General features: G+C 73.8%; 22 protein-coding genes. 12 read left to right on the forward strand and 10 right to left on the reverse strand.

The genetic code is table 11. The features are described from left to right. Window positions 1-26 precede the first annotated feature (26 nt). Genes ACGFIG_RS10215 through ACGFIG_RS10230 form a run of 4 tightly spaced genes read right to left on the reverse strand, consistent with a single transcriptional unit; the run spans window position 27 to window position 2,729 of the window. The gene (locus ACGFIG_RS10215; protein WP_393001161.1) at window positions 27-1,055 is read right to left on the reverse strand and encodes a SpoIIE family protein phosphatase; all 1,029 of its coding nucleotides are present in this window, start codon (window positions 1,053-1,055) and stop codon (window positions 27-29) included. Further along, window positions 1,043-1,462 (reverse strand): ATP-binding protein, encoded by a 420-nt coding sequence (locus ACGFIG_RS10220; RefSeq protein WP_393001163.1) that lies wholly within the window; start codon window positions 1,460-1,462, stop codon window positions 1,043-1,045. Before ACGFIG_RS10220 ends, ACGFIG_RS10215 begins: the two co-directional genes overlap by 13 nt. After that, entirely contained in the window at window positions 1,459-1,872 is a 414-nt protein-coding gene (locus ACGFIG_RS10225) for an STAS domain-containing protein (RefSeq protein ID WP_393001165.1), read from the reverse strand. The genes ACGFIG_RS10220 and ACGFIG_RS10225 overlap by 4 nt, the downstream gene beginning before the upstream one ends. Further along, complete coding sequence (locus ACGFIG_RS10230) at window positions 1,872-2,729, reverse strand: STAS domain-containing protein (RefSeq protein ID WP_393001167.1); 858 nt, start codon at window positions 2,727-2,729, stop codon at window positions 1,872-1,874. The genes ACGFIG_RS10225 and ACGFIG_RS10230 overlap by 1 nt, the downstream gene beginning before the upstream one ends. 162 nt (window positions 2,730-2,891) lie before the next feature. On the opposite strand from ACGFIG_RS10230, the gene ACGFIG_RS10235 reads away from it, so the two are divergent. Next, entirely contained in the window at window positions 2,892-3,248 is a 357-nt protein-coding gene (locus tag ACGFIG_RS10235; RefSeq protein ID WP_393001169.1) for an STAS domain-containing protein, read from the forward strand. Between the two features lie 10 nt (window positions 3,249-3,258). On the opposite strand, the gene ACGFIG_RS10240 is transcribed toward ACGFIG_RS10235, so the two are convergent. Further along, on the reverse strand, window positions 3,259-4,572 hold the full coding sequence (locus ACGFIG_RS10240) for an MFS transporter (RefSeq protein ID WP_393001171.1): 1,314 nt from the start codon (window positions 4,570-4,572) through the stop codon (window positions 3,259-3,261). 50 nt (window positions 4,573-4,622) lie between these two features. On the opposite strand from ACGFIG_RS10240, the gene ACGFIG_RS10245 reads away from it, so the two are divergent. From ACGFIG_RS10245 to ACGFIG_RS10260, 4 genes are all read left to right on the forward strand, one after another. Next, the gene (locus ACGFIG_RS10245; RefSeq protein ID WP_393001173.1) at window positions 4,623-5,306 is read left to right on the forward strand and encodes a FadR/GntR family transcriptional regulator; all 684 of its coding nucleotides are present in this window, start codon (window positions 4,623-4,625) and stop codon (window positions 5,304-5,306) included. A gap of 39 nt (window positions 5,307-5,345) precedes the next feature. Further along, window positions 5,346-5,819, forward strand: a complete 474-nt coding sequence (mscL, locus tag ACGFIG_RS10250) for a large conductance mechanosensitive channel protein MscL (RefSeq protein WP_393001175.1) — start codon at window positions 5,346-5,348, stop codon at window positions 5,817-5,819. A gap of 82 nt (window positions 5,820-5,901) precedes the next feature. Beyond that, complete coding sequence (locus tag ACGFIG_RS10255; RefSeq protein ID WP_393001177.1) at window positions 5,902-6,138, forward strand: hypothetical protein; 237 nt, start codon at window positions 5,902-5,904, stop codon at window positions 6,136-6,138. A 105-nt stretch (window positions 6,139-6,243) separates the two neighbouring features. Further along, on the forward strand, window positions 6,244-6,618 hold the full coding sequence (locus tag ACGFIG_RS10260; RefSeq protein ID WP_393001178.1) for a hypothetical protein: 375 nt from the start codon (window positions 6,244-6,246) through the stop codon (window positions 6,616-6,618). A 161-nt stretch (window positions 6,619-6,779) separates the two neighbouring features. Here ACGFIG_RS10260 and ACGFIG_RS10265 read toward each other — a convergent pair whose 3' ends face one another. Next, entirely contained in the window at window positions 6,780-8,099 is a 1,320-nt protein-coding gene (locus ACGFIG_RS10265) for a benzoate/H(+) symporter BenE family transporter (RefSeq protein ID WP_393001180.1), read from the reverse strand. Between the two features lie 54 nt (window positions 8,100-8,153). On the opposite strand from ACGFIG_RS10265, the gene ACGFIG_RS10270 reads away from it, so the two are divergent. Further along, the gene (locus ACGFIG_RS10270) at window positions 8,154-8,714 is read left to right on the forward strand and encodes a helix-turn-helix domain-containing protein (RefSeq protein ID WP_393001182.1); all 561 of its coding nucleotides are present in this window, start codon (window positions 8,154-8,156) and stop codon (window positions 8,712-8,714) included. A gap of 96 nt (window positions 8,715-8,810) precedes the next feature. Here ACGFIG_RS10270 and ACGFIG_RS10275 read toward each other — a convergent pair whose 3' ends face one another. Continuing rightward, window positions 8,811-9,848: an AAA family ATPase gene (locus tag ACGFIG_RS10275; RefSeq protein WP_393001184.1), complete on the reverse strand. Its 1,038-nt coding sequence runs from the start codon at window positions 9,846-9,848 to the stop codon at window positions 8,811-8,813. 63 nt (window positions 9,849-9,911) lie between these two features. On the opposite strand from ACGFIG_RS10275, the gene ACGFIG_RS10280 reads away from it, so the two are divergent. From ACGFIG_RS10280 to eis, 5 genes are all read left to right on the forward strand, one after another. Further along, window positions 9,912-10,631: a PP2C family protein-serine/threonine phosphatase gene (locus ACGFIG_RS10280; RefSeq protein ID WP_393001186.1), complete on the forward strand. Its 720-nt coding sequence runs from the start codon at window positions 9,912-9,914 to the stop codon at window positions 10,629-10,631. An 81-nt stretch (window positions 10,632-10,712) separates the two neighbouring features. Further along, window positions 10,713-11,051, forward strand: a complete 339-nt coding sequence (locus ACGFIG_RS10285) for a PadR family transcriptional regulator (RefSeq protein WP_393001188.1) — start codon at window positions 10,713-10,715, stop codon at window positions 11,049-11,051. Further along, complete coding sequence (locus ACGFIG_RS10290) at window positions 11,048-11,866, forward strand: ATP-binding cassette domain-containing protein (RefSeq protein ID WP_393001190.1); 819 nt, start codon at window positions 11,048-11,050, stop codon at window positions 11,864-11,866. The genes ACGFIG_RS10285 and ACGFIG_RS10290 overlap by 4 nt, the downstream gene beginning before the upstream one ends. Next, on the forward strand, window positions 11,863-12,555 hold the full coding sequence (locus tag ACGFIG_RS10295) for an ABC transporter permease (protein ID WP_393001192.1): 693 nt from the start codon (window positions 11,863-11,865) through the stop codon (window positions 12,553-12,555). The genes ACGFIG_RS10290 and ACGFIG_RS10295 overlap by 4 nt, the downstream gene beginning before the upstream one ends. A gap of 67 nt (window positions 12,556-12,622) precedes the next feature. Continuing rightward, window positions 12,623-13,822 (forward strand): enhanced intracellular survival protein Eis, encoded by a 1,200-nt coding sequence (eis, locus tag ACGFIG_RS10300; RefSeq protein ID WP_393001194.1) that lies wholly within the window; start codon window positions 12,623-12,625, stop codon window positions 13,820-13,822. Window positions 13,823-13,842: 20 nt separating this feature from the next. On the opposite strand, the gene ACGFIG_RS10305 is transcribed toward eis, so the two are convergent. Then, a complete protein-coding gene (locus ACGFIG_RS10305; RefSeq protein WP_393001196.1) occupies window positions 13,843-14,925 on the reverse strand; it encodes an NAD-dependent epimerase/dehydratase family protein in 1,083 nt (360 codons plus the stop codon). A gap of 154 nt (window positions 14,926-15,079) precedes the next feature. On the opposite strand from ACGFIG_RS10305, the gene ACGFIG_RS10310 reads away from it, so the two are divergent. Then, the gene (locus tag ACGFIG_RS10310; protein WP_393001198.1) at window positions 15,080-16,405 is read left to right on the forward strand and encodes a condensation domain-containing protein; all 1,326 of its coding nucleotides are present in this window, start codon (window positions 15,080-15,082) and stop codon (window positions 16,403-16,405) included. Window positions 16,406-16,416: 11 nt separating this feature from the next. On the opposite strand, the gene ACGFIG_RS10315 is transcribed toward ACGFIG_RS10310, so the two are convergent. Next, window positions 16,417-18,183: an ATP-binding cassette domain-containing protein gene (locus tag ACGFIG_RS10315; RefSeq protein WP_393001200.1), complete on the reverse strand. Its 1,767-nt coding sequence runs from the start codon at window positions 18,181-18,183 to the stop codon at window positions 16,417-16,419. Further along, window positions 18,180-19,970: an ATP-binding cassette domain-containing protein gene (locus tag ACGFIG_RS10320; RefSeq protein ID WP_393001202.1), complete on the reverse strand. Its 1,791-nt coding sequence runs from the start codon at window positions 19,968-19,970 to the stop codon at window positions 18,180-18,182. Before ACGFIG_RS10320 ends, ACGFIG_RS10315 begins: the two co-directional genes overlap by 4 nt. Window positions 19,971-20,065 lie beyond the last annotated feature (95 nt).

Raw genomic sequence — 20,065 nt, forward strand, 5'->3', positions numbered from 1 at the left:
CAGCAGCGGCGCCCCGGTGAACCCGGTCACGGCCACGCCCGCACGGCCAGGACGCAGGCGTCGTCGCGGCGCGTGCCGGCGTCCCGCAGCAACGTCGCGGCCACCACCAGGGGCGACCGGTCGACGAGACCGGGGTAGTCGGCGAGCTGCCAGCGGTCCACCACCCCGTCACTGTGCATGACCAGCAGGGCGTCGGTCCCGAAGGGGTAGTCGTACTCCCGGATCGGGGGGCGTTGGTGCCCCGCGATGCCGGGTAGCGAGACCAGGCCCCGCCGTTTGCCGTCCGCGTCGATGACGGCGGCGGAGATGTTGCCGAGCCCCGAGTAGCGCAGCACCCCGGCCGACGGATCCGGCTCGGCCACGGCCAGCGCCGCGCCCCGGGTGTGCGAGATCGAGCGGTGCAGGTGCGCGACGACCGCCGACGGCGCCCCCGCCGGCGCCTTGCGGAACGCGTCGAGCGCGGCGTCGGTGGCGGCGGAGGCGAGCGGCCCGTGCCCCAGGCCGTCGCAGACGAGCACCTGACGCCGGCCGTCGACGATCCGCCACGCGTACCCGTCGCCGCTGACCGACTCCCCGGCCAGCGGCCGGGTGAGGGCGCCGACCCAGGGCCGCTCGGGCCCGCCGGCGTCATTCGGCCAGATCTGGACGGTGAGGACCGTGCCGCGCTCCGGTCGGGAGTAGCCGTCGAACCAGTTGGCCTGCCGGACGATCGCGCCGAGACCGATGCCGAGCGTCCCGGCGGTGGAGTGCCCGTCGCGGGAGGAGGCGGTGAGGTCGGCCATCCCCGGCCCGGTGTCGAGGGCGATCAGCTCCACGCCGGCCTCCCCGTCGCGCCGCACCGGCCGCAGCAGCAGGACGCCGTCGTCGGCGTGCTTGACCAGGTTGCTGGTCAGCTCGGCGGCGACGATGGACAGGTCGGCGATGCGGTCGGCACCCAGGTCGAGATGGTTGCCGAGCCGTTCGGCGGCCCGGCGCACCGTGCTGGCCGCGCTGCCGCTCTCGACCCGGAACCAGACCCCGCGGTCGGAGACCGCGTCGTCGTTCACCGGGACCACTTGGTGACGGTGATCCGGGTTCCCTCACCCACGGCGGTCTGGATGTCGAACTCGTCGACCAGCCGGCGTGCGCCGCTGAGCCCGAGGCCCAGCCCGCCGCCGGTGGTGTAGCCGTCGGTCAGTGCCAGGTCGAGGTCGGCGATGCCCGGACCGGCGTCGGCGAAGACGATCCGTACGCCCCTGCGCCGGCCGTTGTCCACGCTGGCCACCTCGACCGTGCCGCCGCCGCCGTAGACCAGGGTGTTGCGGGCCAGCTCGCTCGCCGCGGTGACGACCTTGGTCTGGTCGACCAGCGAGAGCTTGACCGCCACCGACACCGTACGCACCAGCTGCCGGACGCGGACCACGTCCTCGTCGCTGCGGATCGCCTGCGCCTGCGGCTGGCCCAGGTCGACTCCGGCGGTCATGACAACGCCGTCGTCTCGGCGTCCGGTTCCTCGTCGAACTCGGGCTCGTGCTCGTCGGCGTGGGCCGCGGCGATCAACTCCATTCCCCGTTCGACGTTGAGCGCCGTCCGGATGCCGTTGAGCGAAAGGCCCAGCTCGACCAGGGTGATGGCGACGGCGGGACGCATCCCGACCACGACCGTCTCCGCGTCGAGCACCTTGGAGATCGAGGCGATCGTCGACAGCATCCGCCCGACGAAGGAGTCGACGATGTCCAGGGCGGTGATGTCGATGATCACGCCGTGACAGCCGGTGGCGACGATCCGCTCCGCGAGGTCCTCCTGGAGCTGGACCGCCGTCTGGTCGGACATGTCGACCTGGATGGAGACCAGCAGGATGTCGCCGATCTTGAGGATCGGCACCCGTTCCATCAGGCCTCCCGGCGCTGGCGGCGGCCGGTCTCGACCCCGGTGAGCCGGAGCACGTGCCGCAGCGCGTCGGCGAGGCTGGCCTTGGTGGCGATGTCGCCGAACTCGATGCCCAGGGCCACGATGGTCTGCGCGATCTGCGGCCGGATGCCGGAGATGATGCAGTCGGCGCCCATCAGCCGGGCGGCCACCACGGTCTTGAGGATGTGCTGGGCGACCTGGGTGTCCACCGCCGGTACGCCGGTGATGTCGATGATCGCGTAGGGCGAGCCGGTGTCGACCAGGGTCTGGAGCAGCCGCTCCATCACCACCTGGGCCCGGGCCGAGTCGAGGGTGCCGACCAGCGGCACGGCGACCACGCCCTCCCAGAGCTTCACCACCGGGGTGGACAGCTCCAGCAGCTGCTCCGCCTGGTCGGCGATGAGGCTCTCGCGGGTGCGTACGAAGCTCTCGAAGGTGAAGAGCCCCATCTGGTCGATCAGGCCGGTGAAGGCGACGTAGTCGCGGAGCTTGTCCGGGCCGCCCTCACCCTCCAGCAGCTCCAGCAGCACCTCCTTGAAGGAGAACACGCTGATGGCGGTCTCGGAGGCGGAGAAGCCCTGCCGGGCGCGCCCGCGGGACAGCTCGGAGAGCACGGCGCGCAGCTCCGTGGCGTGCTCGGAGTCGAGGTCGACGGCGCCCTGGGTGCTGGCGGTGATCATGCTAGAATGCAGCTCCTGCAGCTGCCGGCGCAGCTCCCCCTGGCTGAGTCGTCCGCGCAGGGACGCGGCGACGATTTCCGTCCAGCGGTGCGTGATCCGTTCGGCGTGATCGGTCAGCAGACCGGCCAAGCGGCTGCTTTCCTCGGCGCTCAACGCCATGGTGAACCCCCTTCGACCTCGACGGCGGACTCTATCACCGGGGGTCGGACCGCTACTTGCCGCACGGCAAACGAATGGGGGCGGCCACCGGATCCCGGCTCCCGTTCTGCGTACCACCCCGATCGTGGGATACCGTTTCCCCGATAACAGGAGGTCTGGCGAATGTCCTTGACGGTGCACACGGAACAGCGCGGCGACGTGGTCGTCGTCTCGGTCGCAGGCGAGTTGGACATGGCGACCGCACCGCAGTTGCAGGACCAGATCACCGACCTGCTCGACAAGGGCCGCAGCCGACTCGTCTTCGACCTGGCGAACGTCTCGTTCTGCGACTCCACGGGGCTGTCGGTGTTCGTCCGGGCCAAGAACAGCTGCGACGAGGCGGGCGGCGTGGTGCGGCTGGCCGCCCCGCAGCGCGGGGTGCTCCGTATCCTGGAGGTCAGCGGCCTCGTCGAGGTGCTGCACACCTACCCGACCGTCGACGAGGCCGTGGCCGGCGACTCCGCCCCGGCGTCCTCCTGACGCTCGCCCCTCACGCCTCGTCCTCGATGTGTCGGGGACGGGCTATCACCATGCCCGCGCCGGTCTGCACGGCGAGTGCCACCAGCAGGAGACCGATCGGGGCGGTCCAGCCGCCGGTCGTCCCGTAGAGCGTGCCCACCAGCAGCGGCCCCAGCGCGGCGATGAGGTAGCCGACGCTCTGGCTGAACGCGGAGAGCGCCACGGTCCCGTCGGCGGTCCGTGCGCGCAGCCCGATGGTGGCCAGGATCATCGGGAAGGCGCTCTGCCCGATCGCGAGCAGCACCACCCACAGCAGCGCCCCTTCGTACGGCGCGACGGCCATCCCGACGTAGGCGAGCGCCATCGCGGCGGAGAGCGTGAGCACCAGCGGGTGCAGGGTGCGTAGCCGCCCGGCCAGGGTCGGCATCAGCAGCGCGATCGGCACGCCCAGCGCCGTCACCCCGGCGAGCAGCAGGCCGGCGTCCTGCGGCCGGTAGCCGGCGTCGCGGAAGAGCTGGGCGAGCCAGCCCATGATCGCGTAGGCGCCCAGCGACTGCGTTCCGAAGTAGACCGCCATCGCCCAGCCGAGCCGGGTCCGTCCCGGCCGGATCCGGCGGGGGCGGGACGCCACCACCGTCGGGGTCGCCGCCCGCCGGGCCGCGCGCGCCCGCAGCGCCAGCGGCACCCACGGGAGTACGGCCACCAGGGCCAGCCCGGCCCAGACGGCGAGACCGGCCCGCCAGGTGCCGAAGAGGTGCGCCACGGGCACCGCCGCCGCGGCGGCCACCGTCGCGCCCGCCGTCAACGTCATCGAGTACGCCCCGGTGACCAGCCCGACGCGGTGTGGGAAGTACTGCTTGACCAGGAGCGGGAGCAGGACGTTCGCCACCGCGATCCCGGCCAGCGCGAGGGCGCTGCCGGCGATGAAGACCAGCGCGGAGCCCGTACCGACCCGGACGAGCTGCCCGGCGGCGAGGATCAGCATCGCCACCACCAGCACCCGGGCCGGGGAGTGCCGGCGGACCAGCCGGAGGGTGAGCGATCCGAAGACGGCGAAGGCCACCGCGGGCAGGGTGGTCACGAACCCGGCCAGCGCACCGGAGAGGGCCAGGCCGTCGCGTACCTCGTCGAGCAGGGCGCCGAGGCTGGTGATCGCGGCCCGCAGGTTGAGCGCCACGAGCAGCATCCCGACGAGCACGAGCAGCCCACCGGTGACCGGGCCGGCCGGCGCGGGGGTGGGCACGCCGTCCGGCCGGGTGCCCGCGTCCGGTGCCGGGCCGGCGGGGGACGGCGGGGCGCCGGCGTCGAGGGAGACGGCCGGGGCGGCGGTGGTTGGCGGGGTCATGCGTCCGAACCTACAATCATGGGATGAATTCCTGGCGGGTGTTGTAACCAGTGCCACCGTCGGCTGATTCCCCCGCCGCGCCGCCCCGGGGACACCGGGTGCGGCAGACCATCGCGCAGCTCAGGGAGCGGATCCTCGGCGGCGAGTGGCCGGTCGGCGAGCGGATCCCCACCGAGCCGCAACTGGTCGCGGCGCTCGGTGTGGGGCGCAACACGGTCCGCGAGGCGGTACGCGCGCTGGCCCACGCCGGGGTGTTGGAGTGCCGGCAGGGCTCGGGGACGTACGTGGTGTCGACCGACGAACTGGCCCCGGTGGTGGCGCGCCGGCTCACCGCCGACCGGATGGCCGAGGTGGTCGAGGTGCGTCGCGCCTTCGAGGTGGAGGCCGCCCGGCTCGCCGCGCTACGGCGTACGACGGAGGACCTGGCGGCCCTGGACGGCGCGCTCGCCGCCCGCGAGGCGGCCTGGCGCGGCGGCCGGGTCGACGAGTTCGTGGAGGCCGACGCGGCGCTGCACACCGCCGTGGTCGCGGCGGCGCACAACGGCATGCTCGCCGAGCTGTACGCCTCCGTCGGCACCGCGCTGCGCCACACGGTCGCCCAGTCGATGGGCGACGCGCTGGAGCCGGAACGCTACGTCGACCGCTCCCGGCTGGTCGAGGCGATCCGGGCCGGCGATCCCGGCCTGGCGGCGACCGAGGCCGGCGCTTTTCTGGAGCCCACACCAGGGGCATAGGTTGGGCCGGACGGAAGAGCGGACACCTCAGGAGTACGGATGCTCAAGGGATTCAAAGACTTCATCATGCGCGGCAACGTCGTCGACCTGGCGGTCGGTGTCGTCATCGGCGCCGCGTTCACGGGCGTGGTCACCCAGCTCACCAAGTCGTTCCTGGAACCGATGATCAGAGTCTTCGTGCTGCTCATCACCGGCAGCGACAAGGGCCTCGCCGGCACCGCCCCGATGTTCCGTGGCATCGCCTTCGACTGGATCGCGTTCGTCAACGCGCTGATCACCTTCCTGCTCACCGCGGCGGCGCTCTACTTCCTCGTGGTGTTCCCGATGAACAAGCTGGCCGAGCGGCGCAAGCGGGGCGAGGAGCCGCCGCCGAAGGCGCCGAGCGAGGAGGTCAGGCTGCTCACCGAGATCCGCGACGCCCTGGTCGCCGCCGGCCACACCACCCCCGGGCAGCAGCGCGGCGCGCTCGACGACGTGCTCGGCCGCCGGCAGGAACCGCCCACCATGCGCTGAACCCGGCACACGCACATCGGCCCCTGCGGGATTCCCGCAGGGGCCGGACTTTTTCGTACGCATGTTCGATAGAGTCCCCGTCATGGAGCAGCGGAAGCACTGGTGGAACGGGAAATGGGGCCGGCTGGCCCGGCGCGACGTCTTCCTCCGCGTGGACGGCGACCGGTGGCACGTCGAGCAGCGCGCCGGCGGCTCCGAGGGCGTCTCCCGCTTCTACGAGCACGACACCGCCGACGAGGCCGAGGAGACGGTCCGGGCGCTGCTCCAGGGCACCGACACGTGGCGCGAGCTCTCCCCCCGCCCCCCGACCGCCTGGTGAACGGCCACCGCCCGAGATCTTGGACAGTTGCCGCTCGGGCCGAACGAAACTGTCCAAGATCTCGACGATGGTTTAGTCGGAGCGGGGTCCGGGAACCGCGCCAGGATGGAGCAGCAGGGCACCGAGCGACAGGCGACAGTTTCCCGGGTCACCACGGGCATGCGGGTGATCGACGCCGACGGCACCGAGTTCGGGACCGTCGACCTGGTCCAGCGGGGTGACCCGAACGCGGTGACCGTGCAGGCGCCGACCGCCGACCCGGGCAGCAGCCTGGACGAGCTGATCGAGTCGACGGCCGTCGAGGAGCCGGACGTACCGGCCGACCTGGCGGCCCGACTGCTGCACAGCGGCTACCTGAAGGTCTCCACCGACCTGGTCCGCACCGGCGCGGTGTACGTGCTCGCCGAGCAGATCGCCGCCGTCACCGACGACCAGGTACGCCTCGACGTCCCGGCCCGCGACCTGCCACCCGAGGAGTAGCGGGGCCCGTCCGATATGCCCGCCGGGTGTGGGCACGTCGTCAGCACCGGGCAGGCTCGCCGCACGCTGTCGAGCTGATGTCGTAGACGACTCACGCTGATGTCGTAGACCGACTCACGCTGATGTCGTAGACGATTCAGCTCGACAGCGCTCGTGGACGCTCAGGTGCCGCCGGACCGCCCGCCGACCCGGCCGCGATCGTCCGGCTGGTGCACGCCGCTCGGCGGCCCGGCGACCGCGACGGAGTCCGACCCGGGCGACGCTGGCCCAGGTGACGCCAGCCCGGGCGCGGCGGGTTCGACCGCCGGTTCCGGCGCGGCCGGCCCGTCGGAGCGCTGGCGGAAGAGCAGGAGCATCGCCCCGCCCGCGACCAGGCCCCAGAACGCGCCGCCCACGCCGAGCAGAGTCACTCCGGAGGCGGTGACCACGAAGGTGACCACCGCGGCCTCCCGGGCCGCCGGCTCCGCCAGCGCCGAGGTGAGCGCGGTGGCCAGCGCGCCGAGCAGCGCCAGCCCGGCCACCGCCTCGATCAGCACCGGCGGGGCGAGCGCGACCAGCGCGGTGGCCGCCCCGGCGCCCAGCCCCAGCAGGGCCAGCCCGGTCCCGGCGGTGACCGAGGCGATCCAGCGGCGGTCCGGGTCCGGGTGGGCGTCGGGGCCGGCGGCCAGCGCGGCGGTGATCGCGGCGAGGTTGACCGCGTGCCCGCCGGCGGGCGCGGCGAGCACGGTGGTCAGCCCCGTGGCGCGCAGCGCGGCACCGAAGGGCGGCCGGTAGCCGTAGCCGACCAGCACCGCCATCCCGGGTACGTTCTGCGCGGCCATGGTGACCAGGAAGAGCGGCAGCGCCAGGCCAACCATCGCGGAGACGTTCCAGGCCGGGGCGGTCAGCTCGACCACGGGCAGCAGCCGCGCGCCACCGAGCCCGGAGACCGGGGTGGTCAGCGCGATCGCCGCCACCGCGACGGCCAGCGCACCCGGCACCGCCCACCGCCGGGCGAACCGGTGCAGCAGCAACCAGGCCAGCACCACCGGGACGGCCAGCCGGGGCACCTCGACGAGCGCGCGTACGGGGGCGGTGCAGAGCGGCAGCAGGACCCCGGCGAGCATCGCGCCCGCGACCGGCCGGGGGATCGCCGCGACGGCCCGCCCGAGCGCGGGGAACAGCCCGGCGGCCACGATCAGCGCGCCCGAGACGAGGAACGCCCCGACGGCGACGGGCCATCCGCCGGGCATCGCGCCCGTGGCGACCAGCAGCGCCGCGCCGGGGGTGGACCAGGCGATGCTCATCGGGATCCGGTGCCGCAGGCCCAGCCACACGGCGGAGACCCCGGAGGCCACGCACACCGCGAGCAGCCCGGAGGCGGCCTGCGCGTCCGAGGCGCCCACGGCCCGCAGGCCGGCCAGCACCACCGTGAACGAGCTGGCGAATCCGACCAGCGCGGTCACCACGCCCGCCAGCACCGGTTGCGTCCGTCCCGCCATCCCACCCCCCGATCGTTCCGTTTATGGAACAGAAACGTGTAGCACGATAGCGGGATGCCACCGACGTCACCAGCCCACCCACCGCACGTCGACCCGGAGCGCGTCGCCGTCGGCCGGCGGCTCCGCGCGCTGCGCGAGGAGCGGGGCATGTCGCTGTCCACCCTGGCCCGGCTGGCGGGGGTGGGAAAGGCGACCCTCTCCGGGCTGGAGCACGGCACCCGCAACCCGACCCTGGAGACGCTCTACGCGATCACCGCGCAGCTCAGCGTGCCGCTGACGGCCGTGCTCTCCGGCCCGGGCGCCGGGGCCAACATCCGCGGCGCCGCGGTCAGCGGCATCCTGCTGGAGGTCTTCGAGGACACCGACGCCACCTACGAGCTGTACCGGATGCTGGTCGCGCCCGGCGCGGAGCAGCTCTCCCCCGCCCACCAGCGGGGCGTCACCGAGCACATCACCGTCTTCTCGGGTGTGCTGCGCGCCGGCCCGGTCGACGCGCCGCTGACCGCCGCCGCCGGCGGGCACCTGCGCTGGACCTCCGACGTGCCGCACGTGTACGCCGCCGTCGGCGACGAGGAGGTCGCCGCGAGCCTCCTGCTCCGCTACCCCCGCCACTGACACCCGTCGACGACACGGCCCCCGCCGGGCCGGTGACCAGTGACCACCCGGCGACGACACGGCCCGACTGGCCGGCCGCCGGGCCAGCGCGGCGGCTCAGCCGTCCACGGGCGTCGACACCGGCAGCCGCCGCTGCACCGCCCAGATCGCCGCCTCGGTACGCGACGCCGACCCGGTCTTGCGCAGCAGGTTCGACACGTGCACGGTGACCGTCCGCACCGAGATGCCGAGGGCCCGCGCCGCCTGCTTGTTGGACATCCCGGCGACCAGGCAGCCCAGCACCTCGATCTCCCGCCCGGTCAGCTCGGCGTCGACGGGGTCGGCGGGCCGCTGCGGCGTCACCCGGGGCGGGCGCGGCGCGGGCGGCGGCCGGAGCAGCGCCTCGGGCCCCCGGCCGGCATGGGCGGCGAGCAGTTCGGTGAGCGCGTACGGGTTGCCGCCGGTGCGCTGCCACACGGCGCGCACGAGCCGGCCGGAGGGGGGCGGGTCCGCGTACACCTGGGTCAGCACCTGGGCGACCTCGGCCGGGAGCAGCGGTCCGAGGTGTTGGCGGACGGCGCCCCGGACGCCGCAGAGCCGGGCCAGGGCGCGGACCGCGAGGTCCGGCGCGACGGCGTCCTCGGCGGGCCGGCTCGCCACCACCAGCAGCGCCGGCAGGTCGGCGGCCGTCGCCAGCTCGCCCACCAGGTTGAGGCTGGCCGGGTCGAGGGCGTGCAGATCCTCCACCACCAGCACGGCCGGGCCGGCGCCGACCAGCATCCGGACGACCCGCACCGCGAGCCGCAGCAGGGTGCCCGGCGCGTAGCGCTCGCGCGGCGCGCTCGGCTGCTGGGCGAGCCAGGCCAGCGCGTCGCGCGGCAGGTCGAGCCGGCTCGTGTCCCGGCCCGTGAGGACGGCGGCCAACCAGTCGTACGGCGCGGGGCTGTGCACCCGCGCGGCGCCGGAGAGCACCACCGCCGGCCGGGGGGCGAACGCGTCGAGGGCTGCCGCGACCAGCAGGGACTTGCCCACCCCGGCGGCCCCGGTGATCACCGCGACGGTCGGCGCGCCCGGCCGGGAGGTGACCACGGTGGACCAGGCGCGGTCGAGCTCGGCGAGCTCACCGGCGCGTCCGACCATGGACACCGGCATCATTCCCCAACCCTACGCAGTAGTGCGTAGAGACGGCGGGAGGGTGTTCTTGGCAAGCTTGACCCCATGAAGCTGATCCTCCGCTCGGCCATCATCAACGACATCGGCCTGGTCCGCACCAACAACGAGGACTCCGCCCTCGCCGGTGACCGCCTCGTCGCGGTCGCGGACGGCATGGGCGGCCTGCCTGCGGGGGAGGTGGCGAGCGAGATCGTCATTCGCATCCTGGACGAGCTGAACCCGCCGACCGCCCCCGACGAGGCGGCCGGAGCGCTGCGGGCCGTGGTGAGCACGGCGAACCGCCGCATCCACGCCGCCATCACCGTCGACCCGGCGCGCGACGGCATGGGTACGACGCTGACCGCCGCCCTGCTCGCCGGGGATGCGCTGGTGCTGGCGCAGGTGGGCGACTCCCGCTGCTACCTGCTGCGTAACGGGGAGCTGACCCAGCTCACCCGGGACGACACCTTCGTCCAGGCGCTGGTCGACCAGGGGGCGCTCTCGCCCGAGCAGGCGCGGCACCACCCGCAGCGGTCCCTGGTGACCCGGGCGGTGCAGGGCTCGGACACGCCCCCGGCGGTCGGCGTACTCACGGTGGTCGCCGGCGACCGGCTGCTGCTGTGCAGCGACGGGCTCTCCGACTACGTCGAGGACGCCACGATCGCCGCCGCCCTGACCACGTACGCGGACCGCCACCAGTGCGGCGAGCAACTCGTCAAGCTCGCCCACCAGGCGGGCGCGCCGGACAACGTGACCGTCGTGGTCTCGGACGTCGTGACCGTCTGAAAATCGTTCCGGCTCCTTTCGCGGGCGCTCGCGGGTATCTAGGTAGTTGTGCCATCTAGGTAGCGTCGCTATGTTCGTCGCGTGGAATCCGACCGGCGTGGGCAGTGGCTGCGCGGGGTGCTCGACCTCTGCGTCCTGGCGCTGCTGCGCGAGGGCGAGTCCTACGGCTACCAGCTCGCCCAGGCGCTGGAGGCCGCCGGCATCGGGCCGATCCAGGGCGGCACGCTCTACCCGGTGCTGCTGCGGCTGCAACGCACCGGTCTGGTCACCGCCGAGTGGCGGGAGGGCGATGCCGGACCGGCCCGCAAGTACTACCGGCTCACCGACGACGGGCGGGCGACCCTGCGCCAGGGCGGCAACGCCTGGCTCGCGTTCGTCGCCCCGGTGACCGGCCTCGTCACGAAGGGGGTCGACGGATGAACGCCGACGATTGGCTGCGGGCGTTCGCGGCCGAGTTGGACCGGCGCCGGGTCCGGGCGGACGCCGCCCGGCACGTGGTCGCCGAGGCCGCCGCGCACCTGCGCGACGGTGGGGGCGACCCGTGGGCCGTCTTCGGCCGGCCGCAGGACTACGCCGCCGCGATCGTCGAGACCATCGGCACCGCGCCCGGTCCGCGCCCCGGGCCGGTCCGGCTGCACGCCCGGGGCATCACCAAGCGGTACGGGCGACACACCGTCCTGCGCGACGCGTCCCTGACCGTCCGGGCCGGGCAGATCGCCGCCGTGATCGGGGCGAACGGCTGCGGCAAGAGCACCTTCCTGCGCGTCTGCGCCGGCCTGGTCTCCCCCGACGCCGGGGACGTGACCGTCTCCGGCCGGGTCGGCTACTGCCCCCAGCAGGGCGGCACCGCCGACTTCCTGCTGCCCGACGAGCACTTCGTGCTGATCGGCGCCGGCCGGGGCGTGGCCCGCGGTCCGGCTCGCCGCGCCGGCCGGGCGGCGGCCCGCCACCTCGGCTGGGAGGCCGACGGCGACGTCCTCGCCCGCGACCTCTCCGGCGGCACCCGGCAGAAGCTGAACCTGACCATGTCCACCCTCAGCGAGCCGGACGTGCTGCTGCTCGACGAGCCCTACCAGGGCTTCGACCAGGGCACGTACGTCAACTTCTGGGACCAGCTCGCCCGGCTGCGCGACGAGGGACGGGCGATCGTCGTGGTGACGCACCTGCTCAACCAACTCGACCGGGTCGACCTGGTGCTCGACCTGACCCCGGCAACCCAGGGAGGGCGCGCGTGAACCGCCTCGCCACCGTCGCCGAGATGACCCTGCGGGAGTTGCTGCGCCGTCGGGGCGTGCTCCTGCTGCTGCTGTTGATGCCGCTGGCGTTCTGGATGATCCGGCGGGACTCCCACGTCGGGCAGTCGGTGCGTTCGCTGCTGCTCGGCATCAGCTGGGCCGTCAGCACCGCCGCCCTCTTCGCCACCGGCGCGGCCCGCGAACTGGAGCCCCGGCTGCGGCTGGCCGGCTACCGCCCGCGCGATCTCTACCTCGGTCGGCTGCTCGGCCTGTGGGCGGCCGGGCTCCTGCTGTCCGTACCGTTCTTCCTGCTCACCGTCGTCGATGCGCCCGAGCTGCGGCACGGCGGGGTGGCGGTGGCGATGCTCTGCTGCGTGGCGGTGGCCGCGCCGTTCGGGATGCTGATCGGCGCGCTGCTCCCCCGCGAGCTGGAGGGGACGCTGCTGCTGCTCACCGTGGTGGCGGTGCAGATGCTGATCGACCCGGCCGGCACCGGCGCCAAGCTGACCCCCTTCTGGTCCAGTCGGGAGATCGCCACCTGGGCGGTGGACCACGCCGACTCCGGCTACCTGACGCGCGGTTCGCTGCACGGGCTGGCCGTCACCGCGCTGCTGATCGGCGCCGTGGCGGCCGTGTTCAGCGTCCGGCTGCGCCGCCGCCGGCACCTTCGACACCTGCCGATCGGCTGACGGCGCGCCACGCCGGTAACCGGCGATTGCGGTTGCGGCGGCTGCCGGACCGGGATGGGATGGGCGGATGACCGTCCGCCGGGTGCACGCCGAGGAACGACTCACCACCAGCTTCGCGCTCGGCGCGTACGCCTTCGAGGCGTCGCCGCGCAGCGTGGCCCGGGCGGAGGAGTTCCGCGGTTACCTGCCCTACAACGAGGGCAACCGGACGCTGATCGTCGAGGAGGGGCGCACCACGGTCGCCGCCGCCTCGGCGATCCCGATGCGGCAGAACCTGCGCGGCGAGGTGCTGCCCATGGCCGGTGTCGCCGGGGTGGCCACCCACCCGCTGGCCCGCCGGCGCGGGCACGTACGCACCCTGCTGCACCAGCTCCTCGACGAGATGCGCGACGAGGGGCACCAGCTCAGCGCGCTCTACCCGTTCCGGCCGTCGTTCTACGCCCGGTTCGGCTACGTGGGGCTGCCGAAGCCGCGTACCGTCACGTTCTCGCCGGCGGACCTGGGCGAGCTGCTCCGCGCCGACCTGCCGGGCGAGGTCGGCTGGGAGCGGATCGGCGACGGCTACCCGCAGTGGCGCGCGTTCACCGAGCGGTGCCTGAACGAGCGGCACGGCTTCGCGATCTTCCCCGGCTACCGGGACGTGGGGTTGCGCGACCGCGACGAGCACTGGCTGCTGACGGCCCGTACGGGCGGCACGGTCACCGGCGCGGTGATCTACCGGATCGACGACCACGGCGGCACGCTCGCCGCCGGCGACCTGCTCGCGGCCGACCCGCTCGCGCGCACGCTGCTGTTGCAGTTCTTCGCCCGGCACGTCGACCAGGTGGAGCGGGTGACCGTCCAGGTGCCCGTCGACGAGGCGCCGGAGCTGTGGCTGACCGACCTGGCGGTGCACGTCGAGGCACGGGTGGCCCGCCCGAGCGCCTCCGCGCCGATGGCCCGGCTGCTGTCGATCGACGCGCTGGCCGGGCTGCCCGTCGGGCCGGGCCGGGTGCGGATCGAGCTGGCCGGCGACCGGTGGCTGGCCGGGTCGTACCTGCTGGACGGCACGACCGGCGCGCTGGAGCTGGTCACCGGCGCCGCCGCCACCGCCGGCTCGCCGCCGACCAGCACGCTGACCGCCGCCGGACTCTCCGCGCTGGCGTACGGGGTGCTGGACCCGGTCGAGGTGGGCCTGCGCGGGCTGGGCGACGTGTCGCCGGAGGCGGCGGCGGAGCTGCGCCGGCTCTTCCCCCGCCAGCACCCGTACCTCTTCTCCGACTTCTGACCGCCGCCGCTCGCGGTCGGTCAGTAGGGGTTGCCGTGGCCGGCGAGGCGACCGCTGAGCAGGGCGGCGGGACGGCCCGGGAGGCCGCCGGCCGCCGACATCGGCGGGCTGGTGGCGTGCGCGCCGTCGGCCATGCCGGCGAGGAGTTCCCGCAGCGCGCTGAGCGCGTCGTGGCGCGGGTGCCAGCCCAGCTCCGTCTCGGCGCGCTCGCTCGACATGAGCGGCGCGTGCAGCGCCAGCTCCACCCAGCCGCCGTCGATCGGTTGCAGCCGCGCCCGCCAGGTCAGCGCGGCGGCGGCGCGCAGCACCGGGGCGGCCACGGGCACCGTCCAGCCGTGGAAGTGCCGGGCCACCAGCTCCGGGGTCAGCACCGGGTCCGCGGCGACGTTGAACGCGCCGCGCGCGTCACCCAGGACCGCCCGGGCGTACGCGTCGGCGACGTCGTCGGTGTGCACGGCCTGCATCCGCAGCCGCCGGTTCGTCGGCACGATCGGGATCCGGCCGAAGCGCAGCAGCCGGACGGGCGCGAACGGGCCGAGGAAGTAGCGGGTGATCTCGGTGGCCGCCGCCCGCTGGAAGTTCAGCCCGGGCCGCAGCCGCACCACCCGCAGCTGCGGGTGCTCCCGCTCCGCCCGGTCGAGCAGCGCCTCCACCTCGGCCTTGTCCCGGCTGTACGACGAGCCGGGCACCCCCGTCGCCGGCCAGCGCTCGGAGACCGGCCGGTCCTTCGGGCCGGACGCGTAGACGCCGACCGACGACGCGTACACCAGAGCCGGCACGCCGGCGCGGACCACGGCGTCGATCACGGCCGCGCTCCCGCCCACGTTGGTACGGTGCAGCACCCGCTGGTCGTGGCTGGGCTGGATCTGCCAGGCCAGGTGCACCACCGCGTCGGCCCCGGCGAAGACCTCGGCGAGCTGGCCGGCCGCCCCGGGCAGGCCGACGTCGCAGGAGTGCCACTCCACCTGGTCGTACGGCTCGCCGCACTCCGGCCCAGGCAGCCGACGCGCCACCCCGGCGAGTTCCAGCCCGCGCTCCCGTCGCAGCCGGCGCAACAGGGCGGTGCCCGCGTTGCCGGTCGCCCCCACCACCACGATCCGCATGCCGCCCCGTACCCGCTCTGTCGCGCCTCAATCGCTTCTGGGGCAACGCTTTCCGGCGCGAGCTAGTACGCTCGCGGGCGCGTTCTGCGGACCCGACCGCGGCAGCGGCGCGGGTCGGCGGTCGCGGGTCGAGCGGCGAGAAGGGCGGGGCAGGATGACGGACCACCTCGATCGAAGCGGCCGGCCACGGGCGACCGTCTATCCGGCGTCGCTGACCCAGAGCCGCCTGATCAAGGGACGTCACGCGCCGGGCGGCCCGCCCGCGCAGATCGTGGGCACCCACCTGCTGATCCGCGGGCCGCTGGACGTCGACCGGCTCCGCGACGCGCTGATCGGGCTCGTCCGCCGGCACACCATCCTCCGCACCAACTACGCCTTCGCCGAATCGGGAGAGGTGCTGGCGATCGTCCATCCGGGCGAGGGCCCGGACGTGTTCACGATCGCGCCGGCCACCGGGATGTCCGACGAGGACGAGATCCGCAAGCACGTGAGCGACGTCCTCGACGACGCCACCCAACGGTTCACGACCCCGGACCGCCACACGATGCTCCAGGCGATCCTGATCCCGCACACGCCAGGCGTCCACAGCGTCCTCCTGGTCATCGACCACATCGCGATCGACGAGCGTTCGAGGGCGGTCCTCCAGCGGGATCTCGCCACGCTCTACGCAGGCCGGTCGGAGGATCTCGCCGAGCCGTACGCCTACGACTCGTCCGCCGTCCGGAACACGTTCCCGAGCGTCGAGGACTCGCCGGAGATCCTCGATCTCCTCACGCCGCTGCCGCCACGCTTCCTGACCGATCTCGAGGTGGAGGCAACTCGGCCGGTGGTGACCGAGGGCCTGCTCGGCCCGGAGATCTCCGCCCGCATGGGCACCGCGGCGAAGCGGTTGGGCTGCACGCGCTTCATCATCAACGTCACCGCGCTGCTCTGGGCGCTGAAGCAGCTCTCCGGGACCGACGACGTCGGCCTCGTCACGGCCGTGGACACCCGACGCAGGCCGCAGGACTTCGACACCGTCGGCTTCTTCCAGAATCTGATCTTCCTCCGCTCGCGCTCGCCCCGATCCGCGGGCCTGCGACGGACCTTCGAGGAGTGCCGGACGCTCGTACGCGACTCGCTGCGGCGGCGTGACTATCCCATCGCCTCGCTGATCGCCCACGCCGCCGGGAAGCGCGAGGGAGGCGCCTGCCGGAGCCCGCTCTACCAGGTCGTGCTGGCGTACGCGCGGGAGGACGTGGACCTGCACTGGACGCTGGACGGTGTCGACGTGCGAGCGGTGGAACTCGATCACCCGCAGGCGTCCATCGAGCTGCTCATCTTCGTCACCGAGTCCCCGTCCGACACGAACGCGCTGCTGATCGGCGCGGCGGACGTGCTCGGAGCGGACGATCTGCACCGACTGCTGACCCTGTGGCGGGACGCGGTCGGCGAACTCACCCGCGACGGATCGACCGACCCGGTCGGCGCTCAGGCGTAGGCGGCCGTCGGTTAGTCCCCGCCCAGGTAGCCTTCGCGCTGCGCGTCGTACAACCTCGCGTACAGGGGCACGTCGAGCAACCGCTCGTGCGGACCCACCCCGGCCACCCGGCCCTCGTGCAGGAGGACCACCTCGTCGGACGCGGACGCGAGCGACATCCGATGGGTGACCACGACGACGATTCCGGCCCGCTCCCGCGCGACGGCGCGCGCCCGGGACATGAGCCGGTCGAGCAGCATCTCCTCGGCGATCGGGTCGATGGCGGCGGTCGGCTCGTCGAAGAGCAGCACAGCGGCATCCGCTCGCAGGAAGCCTCTGGCCAGTGCCACGCGCTGCCACTGTCCGCCGGAGAGGCGACGCCCGTCCGTCATCGTGGCGCCCAACGGCAGCCCCAGGCCGTGCTCCCTGACGAGCTGCCCCAGACCTGCGCTCTCCACCGCGTTCTCGACATCGGTGTCGGTGAACCGGTCGTCGCCGAGCCGCACCGCGTCGCCAAGCTCGAACTCCAGCTCGGCGAAGTCCTGGGTGATGTAGGTGGTGCCGGGAGTCCGTCCCCGCGCCCCGTCCTGGCCGGCCGCCCCCGCACCGATCAGCCGGATCTCCCCGGACGAGGGGGCGATCAACCCGCTCAGCAGGTTCACGAGGGTCGTCTTCCCGCTCCCGTTCGCGCCCACGAGGGCGTAGATGCGGCCCTCGACGAGCCGGAGGGAGACGCCCTCGATGGCGGCGGTGGCCGCTCCGGGATAGCGGTAGGAGACGTCGTGCAGCTCGATCGCGGAGACCTCGCCCGCCGGGCGGTGCACGACCGGGTCGCGGCGCAGCCGCTCGCGTACCCGATCGAGGGAGCGGACCACGCGGATCGAGTCCGCGCAGGATGCCAGGTAGCGCGCCAGGGCGCCGACCAGCGACGTGGTCGTCGAGAGCAGCAGCAGCGAGGCCAGCGTCGTCGCCATGCCCACGGTGCCCTCCGCGAGCGCGTGGACGAGGCCAGCCACCCCGGCGGCGAGCGCCGCACCCGTCAGGACGATCCCGAGCATCGTCCACAGGGCACCCCGCCACAGGCCGGCGTTCCGCGTCGCCTCCGCCGCCGTGGCCGAGGCGCGGTGCGCCGCCAGGAGGTACTCGCTCCCCCGGGACAGGACCAGCTCGTCGGTGTACCTCTCGTCCGTGCCGATGCCCGCGAGTTCGCCGCTGACCCGCGCGTTCTCGGCAGCCGCCCGCTGGGCTGCCCCGACGGCCGCGTCACGCCGGCGGACGCACAGGTACGCCCCCACGGCGGCGAGCGGCATGAGCAGGAGCCACGGAGTCGCCAGCACCGTGATGACCACGGTCATGGCCAACCGGACGGTCGTGCCGAGGATGAGACCCACGACGTCGGCGCCCTCGGTGAGCCGCGCCTGTTCGGAGCGCACGATCTGCAGGTCGTCGACGAAGGGCCGCTCCGAGAAGTGCTCGGTCGACCTGGCGCCATAGAGCCCGCGCTGCAGGTCCTCGTCGATGAGCCGGTTCGTCCGGTCGATCAACACAGCCGAGACGGCGAGCGAGTAGCGGCCGAGCAGCACCTGCGCCACCAGGGCCGCACAGGCCAGGCCCAGGAACGGCACCCCCGACGTGGGTTCCCCCGCCGCCCAGAGGGCCACCATGATCGCGATCGCGACCGACGCGGCGACGGTGGCGACGGGCCGCACCGTGAACGCCACGAGGGTGACCCAGGCGGCACGCCGATCCGCCCGGAAGGACAGGCGCAGAAGCTCGCGGAGCGCGCCTGAGAAGGTCATCGGGCCACACCCCCCTCGCTCGGCGTCCGGTAGCGGTCGGCCTGCGAGCGGAACATCCGCGCGTACGTCCCGTCGTCGTCCATCAGCGTCGCGTGGGTCCCGCGCTCGGCGATCGTGCCGTCGTGGAGCACCAGGATCTCGGCCGCGCGCCGGACGCCCGCGAAGCGGTGCGACACCATCACCGTCGTCCGGCCCGGGCCCGCGAGTTCGCCGAGCTGGGCGAAGAACCGCGCCTCAGCCTGCGCGTCGAGCGCGGCCGTCGGCTCGTCCAGCACCAGCACGCGCCGATCGTCGTCCACCATGCCCGCGAGCGCGCGCGCCGTCGCGAGGCGTTGCCACTGCCCGCCGGAGAGGCCGCTCCCCGCGCCCATCGCCGCCGTGAGGCGTGGCGCTCCCGGCTCAAACAGCTCCGGGTCGAGATCGTCGAGCAGGGCCCGCACCCGCGGTTCGCGTACGGCCGCACTGTCCGCGCGCCCCAACGTCACGTTGTCGTACGCCGAGGCCGGGTAGCGGACGTACTGCTGGCCGAGGAACGCGAACGAGTCGCGCCAGGCGACGCGCAGCGCCTCGGCGGACACCTCGACCCCGTCGCAGAGGATCCGTCCCGAGCTGGGCGCGAGCAGCCCGACGAGCAGCTTCAGCAGGGTGGACTTCCCCGCTCCGTTCGCGCCGACGATCGCCAGGCTGCCCCCGAGTTCCACCTCGAAGCTCAGCTCCGCGAACACCGGCTCGGCCGCGCCGGGATAACGGAACGTGACCCGTTCGAACCGGATCCTGCTGCCCGGTCCCGCCCGGGGAGCGCTCCAGCCGGTGACCACCGGGCGCGGGTGCGCCGTCGTCGCGAGCCGGACGCGGTCGAAGACCTCCGCACCCATCGACGAGTAGACCACGTCCATGGTGACGCCGAAGACGAGCATCAACGCGACCAGCGAGGACACGCCCATCACCACCTGGGCGGGCGGCAGGCCGGCCCGCACCAGCACGAACAGCGCGAACGCCATCGCGACCACCGCGAGGGTTAGCGCCGCCAGCAGCGGCGGGCCGATGCGCGTGGCCGGGCGGGCGCCGTGCGCGGCCTCGCGGAACCTGCCGATCACCCAGTCGGCCGCGCGGAAGAGGATCACCTCGCGGGCCGTGCGGCGGTGGAACGCCAGACCCGCGAGGTAGACCGCGCGCGCACTCTCCTTGTCCGCCGAGTACGCCGCCGACTGCTCGGCCGTGTAGTCCCGCTCCATCGTCGCGGACAGCACGACGAACGCGACCAGGACGGGGACGCCCGCGAGCGGCTCCACGAACACGAGCACGAGTCCAGGGATCACCGCCTGCGCCCGCATCAGCAGGTACCGCACCGTCGACACCACGAGCCGCCGCATCGGCGGCGCGGAGCTGACGGCATCCAGCGCCTCCCGGAGGGCCCGCGAACCCGCACCGGGGTCGGACAGTCGCGCTCGGATCAGGGCGCGCTCCGACTTCTCCTGTATCCGGCCCCCGTAGCGGTCGGCGAGGACGTCCACGACCACGTTGCAGAGCTGGTCGACGACGAAGAGGACCACGAACGCCGTACCGGCCAGCACGACCGCCGACGAGCCGCCGGCCGCGCCGCCCACGACGAAGCCGATCGCCACGATCGACGCGGCCGGCACCGCCGCCGTCGCCAGCAGGAGCAGGACGAGACCCAGCGTGAACCGGGGGAGGAGCCGCCACCCCACGGCGAAGAGGTTCAGCCGGAGCCGCCTGACGACCGTGGTACCGACGCCTGGCCGGTCCGGTGCCACCCGTCGCCTCATCACCTGCTCATTCAACGGTGACCCGCGATGGCCGTGGTCGGCGGCCTCCCCGCCCGCCAGCGAGGCGGCTGCCGCACCGCCGGGTGTTCCGGAGA

Source organism: Micromonospora sp. NPDC049048, assembly GCF_043197615.1.
Lineage (GTDB): Bacteria > Actinomycetota > Actinomycetes > Mycobacteriales > Micromonosporaceae > Micromonospora.

Excerpts from the sequence above, each read along its gene's own strand:
- ACGFIG_RS10220 (WP_393001163.1), bottom strand. The coding sequence starts at position 1,462 with ATGACCGCCGGAGTCGACCTGGGCCAGCCGCAGGCGCAGGCGATCCGC.
- ACGFIG_RS10225 (WP_393001165.1), bottom strand. The coding sequence starts at position 1,872 with ATGGAACGGGTGCCGATCCTCAAGATCGGCGACATCCTGCTGGTCTCC.
- ACGFIG_RS10230 (WP_393001167.1), bottom strand. The coding sequence starts at position 2,729 with ATGGCGTTGAGCGCCGAGGAAAGCAGCCGCTTGGCCGGTCTGCTGACC.
- ACGFIG_RS10235 (WP_393001169.1), top strand. The coding sequence starts at position 2,892 with ATGTCCTTGACGGTGCACACGGAACAGCGCGGCGACGTGGTCGTCGTC.
- ACGFIG_RS10240 (WP_393001171.1), bottom strand. The coding sequence starts at position 4,572 with ATGACCCCGCCAACCACCGCCGCCCCGGCCGTCTCCCTCGACGCCGGC.
- mscL (WP_393001175.1), top strand. The coding sequence starts at position 5,346 with ATGCTCAAGGGATTCAAAGACTTCATCATGCGCGGCAACGTCGTCGAC.
- ACGFIG_RS10255 (WP_393001177.1), top strand. The coding sequence starts at position 5,902 with ATGGAGCAGCGGAAGCACTGGTGGAACGGGAAATGGGGCCGGCTGGCC.
- ACGFIG_RS10260 (WP_393001178.1), top strand. The coding sequence starts at position 6,244 with ATGGAGCAGCAGGGCACCGAGCGACAGGCGACAGTTTCCCGGGTCACC.
- ACGFIG_RS10265 (WP_393001180.1), bottom strand. The coding sequence starts at position 8,099 with ATGGCGGGACGGACGCAACCGGTGCTGGCGGGCGTGGTGACCGCGCTG.
- ACGFIG_RS10270 (WP_393001182.1), top strand. The coding sequence starts at position 8,154 with ATGCCACCGACGTCACCAGCCCACCCACCGCACGTCGACCCGGAGCGC.
- ACGFIG_RS10275 (WP_393001184.1), bottom strand. The coding sequence starts at position 9,848 with ATGATGCCGGTGTCCATGGTCGGACGCGCCGGTGAGCTCGCCGAGCTC.
- ACGFIG_RS10280 (WP_393001186.1), top strand. The coding sequence starts at position 9,912 with ATGAAGCTGATCCTCCGCTCGGCCATCATCAACGACATCGGCCTGGTC.
- ACGFIG_RS10290 (WP_393001190.1), top strand. The coding sequence starts at position 11,048 with ATGAACGCCGACGATTGGCTGCGGGCGTTCGCGGCCGAGTTGGACCGG.
- eis (WP_393001194.1), top strand. The coding sequence starts at position 12,623 with ATGACCGTCCGCCGGGTGCACGCCGAGGAACGACTCACCACCAGCTTC.
- ACGFIG_RS10305 (WP_393001196.1), bottom strand. The coding sequence starts at position 14,925 with ATGCGGATCGTGGTGGTGGGGGCGACCGGCAACGCGGGCACCGCCCTG.
- ACGFIG_RS10310 (WP_393001198.1), top strand. The coding sequence starts at position 15,080 with ATGACGGACCACCTCGATCGAAGCGGCCGGCCACGGGCGACCGTCTAT.
- ACGFIG_RS10315 (WP_393001200.1), bottom strand. The coding sequence starts at position 18,183 with ATGACCTTCTCAGGCGCGCTCCGCGAGCTTCTGCGCCTGTCCTTCCGG.
- ACGFIG_RS10320 (WP_393001202.1), bottom strand. The coding sequence starts at position 19,970 with ATGAGGCGACGGGTGGCACCGGACCGGCCAGGCGTCGGTACCACGGTC.